Origin of the sequence: Acidovorax sp. HMWF018 (genome assembly GCF_003061035.1) — a bacterium.
GTDB lineage: Bacteria > Pseudomonadota > Gammaproteobacteria > Burkholderiales > Burkholderiaceae_C > Acidovorax > Acidovorax delafieldii.
Map to the genome: position 1 here is coordinate 1 of NZ_QAIM01000045.1, position 4,953 is coordinate 4,953.

Annotated in this window: 6 protein-coding genes and 2 pseudogenes; 1 reads left to right on the forward strand and 7 read right to left on the reverse strand. The window is 61.0% G+C overall.

All coding sequences use genetic code 11. From position 1 onward, the window contains the following. Positions 1-135: 135 nt before the first annotated feature. A pseudogene (locus DBR23_RS30175) lies at positions 136-297 on the forward strand (IS3 family transposase); the annotation flags it as partial. Here the strand turns inward: DBR23_RS30175 and DBR23_RS01620 are convergent. The 7 genes and pseudogenes from DBR23_RS01620 to DBR23_RS01645 all read right to left on the reverse strand — a co-directional run. Further along, positions 234-623: an alcohol dehydrogenase catalytic domain-containing protein gene (locus DBR23_RS01620; protein WP_341274968.1), complete on the reverse strand. Its 390-nt coding sequence runs from the start codon at positions 621-623 to the stop codon at positions 234-236. The pseudogene DBR23_RS30175 and the gene DBR23_RS01620 overlap by 64 nt on opposite strands. A 9-nt stretch (positions 624-632) precedes the next feature. Then, positions 633-797: a hypothetical protein gene (locus tag DBR23_RS30180; protein ID WP_233250223.1), complete on the reverse strand. Its 165-nt coding sequence runs from the start codon at positions 795-797 to the stop codon at positions 633-635. A 112-nt stretch (positions 798-909) separates the two neighbouring features. Then, complete coding sequence (locus DBR23_RS01625) at positions 910-1,779, reverse strand: alpha/beta fold hydrolase (RefSeq protein ID WP_108497088.1); 870 nt, start codon at positions 1,777-1,779, stop codon at positions 910-912. 46 nt (positions 1,780-1,825) lie between these two features. Next, positions 1,826-2,878, reverse strand: a complete 1,053-nt coding sequence (gene dmpG, locus DBR23_RS01630; RefSeq protein WP_108497089.1) for a 4-hydroxy-2-oxovalerate aldolase — start codon at positions 2,876-2,878, stop codon at positions 1,826-1,828. An 11-nt stretch (positions 2,879-2,889) separates the two neighbouring features. Further along, positions 2,890-3,840: an acetaldehyde dehydrogenase (acetylating) gene (locus tag DBR23_RS01635; RefSeq protein WP_108497090.1), complete on the reverse strand. Its 951-nt coding sequence runs from the start codon at positions 3,838-3,840 to the stop codon at positions 2,890-2,892. A 70-nt stretch (positions 3,841-3,910) separates the two neighbouring features. Then, the gene (mhpD, locus tag DBR23_RS01640; RefSeq protein ID WP_108497091.1) at positions 3,911-4,699 is read right to left on the reverse strand and encodes a 2-keto-4-pentenoate hydratase; all 789 of its coding nucleotides are present in this window, start codon (positions 4,697-4,699) and stop codon (positions 3,911-3,913) included. A gap of 22 nt (positions 4,700-4,721) precedes the next feature. Beyond that, a pseudogene (locus DBR23_RS01645) lies at positions 4,722-4,953 on the reverse strand (3-(2,3-dihydroxyphenyl)propionate dioxygenase); the annotation flags it as partial.

A 4,953-nucleotide genomic window follows, 5' to 3' on the forward strand; every position in this document is an offset into this window, starting at 1 on the left:
GGCGGCGTTGTACTCGGTCCAGTTCGTCGTGCGGTACCTCGCCCGCGCAGGCTTGCTCATGGCTTGAGGTTACCAAGAACTGGGCGGCTGAGGTGCCTCTGGCGCTGACTTATGCAACAACGCCTCGCAGGCCTGATCGTGCATTCCGACCAAGGTTAGCACTACAAGATGCAGCACTACCGAGCGATGCTCGTGCGAAGCAGAGTCGAGCAAAGCATGAGCCGCAAGGGCACCTACTTTGACAACGCGGTGATCGAAAGCTTCTTCGGCACCCTGAAAGCCGAGTACTTCCGTCTCGAAAGGCCCTGCTCGAAGCTGATGCTCTCTGGTAACACAACCAGATTGGACGCGGGGGCAGTCAGGTACTGCCCAAAGCCACCGTATGGATAGTCCTCAAAGATCTGCTGAGAGCCAGGACCAAACCCAAAGTAGCCCTGGAATGTATAGGCGGTGCAGTTCACGTTGTCACCACGGCGGCACGCGGTGCACGATCCGCAGGACAGGCCCGGGTTGACGTACACCCGATCGCCCACTTTGATGCCAAAGCGCACCTGGCTTCCGACCGCCGCGACAACGCCTGCGGAATCGAGGCCGTAGATCGCCGGCAGCTTTGGCAATGGCAAGAACGGAAACTATTCCGAGTAGTGGGTGACCACATTGCGCAGGTTGGGAACAACCCCCGCAGCCTTCACTTCCACGAGCACATACGTTGGCCGAACATCGGGCACAGGGACGCTGTCGACCTGAAACGGTTTGCCTTCGGTGTGCAGACGAGCCGCACGCATCATCTTTGACATCTTGTCTCCTTTTATTATCGAACGGGTGCCGCCGCGCAGCCACAGGCTGGCAGCGGCAGCGGTGCCAGGAGTGCCTGGCTCACTTCACTCAAAGAAAGCGTAAGCCGGGCGCTCAGCGCTGGAGGAACTCCAGCACCATGCGATTGAACTTCTCGGCATGCTCCCACTGGGCCCAGTGGCCGCAGCGGCTGAAGACGTGCAGATCAGCGTTCTGCAAGCCGGCCACCAGGCGCAGCCCGGTATCCAACGGCACGAACCTGTCGTCGCGGCCCCAGATGATCAGAGACGGGGCCTTGATCTCGCCCAGGCGGTGACCGACATCAGGGAACTGCTTGGGATTGGCCTCAGCGCTTTTGACAAAATTCTCCAGGTGATCCCGGCGAGCGAGCATGTTGTCCAGACGCGCTTGGAACAGTGCATCGGTGAGGTTGCTCGTGTCATACACGAACACGTTCATCATCCGCTTGAGGTTTTCGATTGTCGGGTCCCGGTACAAGGCGCCGATGAGCTTGATGCCTTCCGTCGGCATGGGCACGAAGGAGCTCACGCCGCCCGTTCCACCGCCCATCAGCACCAGCTTGCCGATGCGGCCAGGGTTCGCCAACGCGAAGGCGACCGTGCTGTGCGCTCCCATCGAGTTGCCCACGAGGTGCACCTTATCGATGCCGATTGCATCCAGCAGCCCCTTGAGGGCCTGTGCATTGAGTTCAGAGCGCGATCCGTTGCTGACGATGGGATCGCTCTTGCTCCAGCCCGGGCAGTCCATCAGGATCACGCGGTAGCCTGCATTGACGAACGGCTCAACGTTGCGGTTGAAGTTCGCCCACCCGCTCGCACCGGGACCGGAGCCGTGTAGCATGACCACGGTTTCATCGCCGCTGCCGGCGTCGTTGTAGTGGAGCTGGAGATCGAGGTCCGCTTCCTTGATACGCACGAAGCGGCTGGTCGACGCTTCCGAGATTGCGCTAGCTGCTGTGGTCATGAGATTTCTTTCTATCTTTCGGTATCGAATGAGTCGGCGGGCTCAGTCAAGCGGCGTGGGCAGCCGGGGACGATGAGGAGTTGGTGCGCAGCAGGTCAAGGGCGACGTCGACGATCATGTCTTCCTGTCCGCCCACCATGCGGCGCTTGCCAAGCTCGACCAAGATGTCGACCGTATTGAGGCCGTACTTCTTCGCCGCGGCCTCGGAATGGCGCAGGAAGCTTGAATAGACGCCCGCGTAGCCCAGCGCCAAGGTTTCCCGATCCACGCGCACAGGGCGATCCTGCAGGGGGCGCACGATGTCGTCTGCAGCATCCATCAGCTTGTAGAGATCAGTTCCGTGGCTCCATCCCAAACGCGCTGCTGCGGCAACGAAAACCTCCAGCGGGGCATTTCCCGCACCGGCACCCATGCCAGCCAGGCTGGCATCGACGCGATCACAACCTTCATCAACGGCAACGATGCTGTTGGCCACACCCAGGCTCAGGTTGTGGTGCGCGTGCATGCCGGTTTGGGTTTCCGGCTTGAGCGTGTCCTTGAAAGCACGGAACCGCTCTTTCACATCGTTCATGCTCAAGGCCCCGCCAGAGTCCACCACGTAGCAGCAGGTAGCTCCGTAGGACTCCATCAGCTTGGCCTGTTGTGCCAACGCTTGGGGCGTGGTCATATGGCTCATCATCAGGAAGCCAACCGCTTCCATGCCCAGATGGCGGGCATATTCGATGTGCTGCTTGGAGATGTCGGCCTCGGTGCAATGGGTTGCGACACGCACAATACGTGCGCCAGCGTCATAGGCGGCCTTCAGGTCGTGCACAGTGCCGATCCCGGGCAGCAGCAGCGTTGCAATCTTTGCGTGCTTGATGACGCTCGCTACGGCCTCGATCCATTCGATGTCGGTGTGCGCTCCAAAGCCGTAGTTGAAGCTGCCTCCCTGCAAGCCATCACCATGGGCGACCTCGATGGAGTCCACCTTGGCATCATCAAGCGCCTTGGCAATCTGCTTTGCCTGTTCTACGCTGTACTGGTGGCGGATGGCATGGCTGCCGTCACGCAGCGTCACGTCGGAAATGTAGATCTTTTTAGATTGATCGTTGCTCATGATGGATTCCTTCAGGCGTGTGCGGCTTCGAGCATTCGCTCGGCCATGGACTCAGCGGTGCGCAGGCCGGCGCTGGTCATGATGTCCAGGTTGCCTGCGTAGGCGGGCAGGTAATGCGCAGCACCTTCCACTTCCAAAAAGATGGAGGTCTTCAACCCATGCATGCTCATACCCACGCCGGGAATGCGGATCGGCCTGTCGCTCTCGATGCGATCAAACTGCACCTTCTGTTTGAGTCGATAGCCGGGTACATAGGCCTGCACATCTGAAGCCATGCGCTCTACGGACCTGGCGATCGCATCCTCGTCCGCCAGCTCGCTCAGCGTGTAAACGGTGTCGCGCATCATCAGCGGTGGCTCTGCAGGGTTGAGCACGATGATGGCCTTGCCCTTGGCTGCACCACCCACCACTTCGATGGCTTTGGAGGTGGTCTCGGTGAACTCGTCAATATTGGCGCGGGTGCCAGGGCCTGCGCTCTTGCTGGAGATGCTGGCGACGATCTCGCCGTAGTGAACCTTGGCCACGCGCGATACCGCGGCAACCATCGGGATAGTGGCTTGGCCGCCGCACGTGACCATGTTGACGTTGGGAGCGTCCAGATGCTCCGCGCCGTTCACCACCGGTATGCAGTACGGGCCGATCGCCGCGGGCGTCAGGTCCACAATGCGGATTGATGGCTTGAGCTTGCGCAGGAGTGCGTCGTTCTTGACGTGGGCGCCGGCAGACGTTGCATCGAACACGATGTCAATATCCGCAAACATGGGAAGACGGGTCAGGCCTTCCACCCCCTCGTGGGTCACAGCTACACCAAGGCGCGCGGCGCGCGCCAGGCCGTCCGAGGCCGCGTCGATGCCAACCATGGCACCCATTTCGATGTTCCGGCCGTGGCACATGATCTTGATCATCAGATCTGTGCCGATGTTGCCGCTGCCGATGATGGCGGCCTTGAGCTTGCGGGTCATTGCTGTTCCTTGTGCGTTACAACGGCTGTCGCCGTCGATGTGGTAGATAGGAGCTGGGAGTGAACGCAGCTCACGCAGCGGAGAAGCGCGCCCGTACCGTTCCGACACCCTCGATGTGAGCTTCAAAGCGGTCGCCTGCATTGACCGCGACCATGGGGCCCAATGCACCGGTAAGGACCAGGTCGCCAGCGCGCAACGGCTGACCCAGGGTTGCCAACTTGCGAGCAAGCCAAACGGCAGCATTCAGGGGATGGCCCAGGCAAGCGGCCCCGCTACCGCTGGAGACTGTTTCAGTGCCGCGGGTCATCGTCATTGCGCACATCTTGAGGTCCAGACCATCGAGCTTGGTCGGAACGCCGCCAAGCACAACGAGCCCGCTGGATGCGTTGTCAGCCACGGTGTCGGCAAAGCGGATGTTCCAGTTGGCGATGCGGCTGCCCACGATCTCGATGGCCGGCATCACATAGGCCGTGGCGGCAATGAGTTCGACCAGGGTGGTGTCCACGCGTGGCAGATCACTGGCGAGCACGAGTGCGACCTCGGCTTCGACCTTGGGCTGCAGCGTACGTGCCATTGGCACCTCTTCGTCATCACCAAACACCATGTCGGCGAACAGCGTGCCGAAGTCCGGCTGGTCGACGCAAAGCTGCTTTTGGACGGCGGGCGAGGTCAGTCCGATCTTGCGGCCCACGATACGGCGGCCCTGGGAGACGGCATAGGCGACGTTCGCTTGCTGGATGGCGTAGGCGATGCTTCCGTCCGCATCTGCGCCAATCTCTTCGCGCAAGGGATCGATGGGGGCCTTGTGTTCTTCGGCCGTGCGTAGGCGCTCTGCCCACTGTGCAATTCGGTTTTCCATTGTGTTTCCTTCTGTTCAGTTTTCAGGCCTTGAGCAACATCGCGCCAAAGCCGGCGATGTACTCGGGGATTTCTTGGTAGTAGTTGAGGGTGCTGGCAAGCGGGCGATCGGTAGGCAGCGCACAGCGCGCGACCAACCAGGTCTTGGATTCATGGGCCGATAAGCCGGCCTGTTCCTCGATGCTGCCCTCCGTCATCTCGCACAACCGCCGCAGATCGGCTTCGCCGCCGGCCAGGCTGTCCATCCAGCGGCGG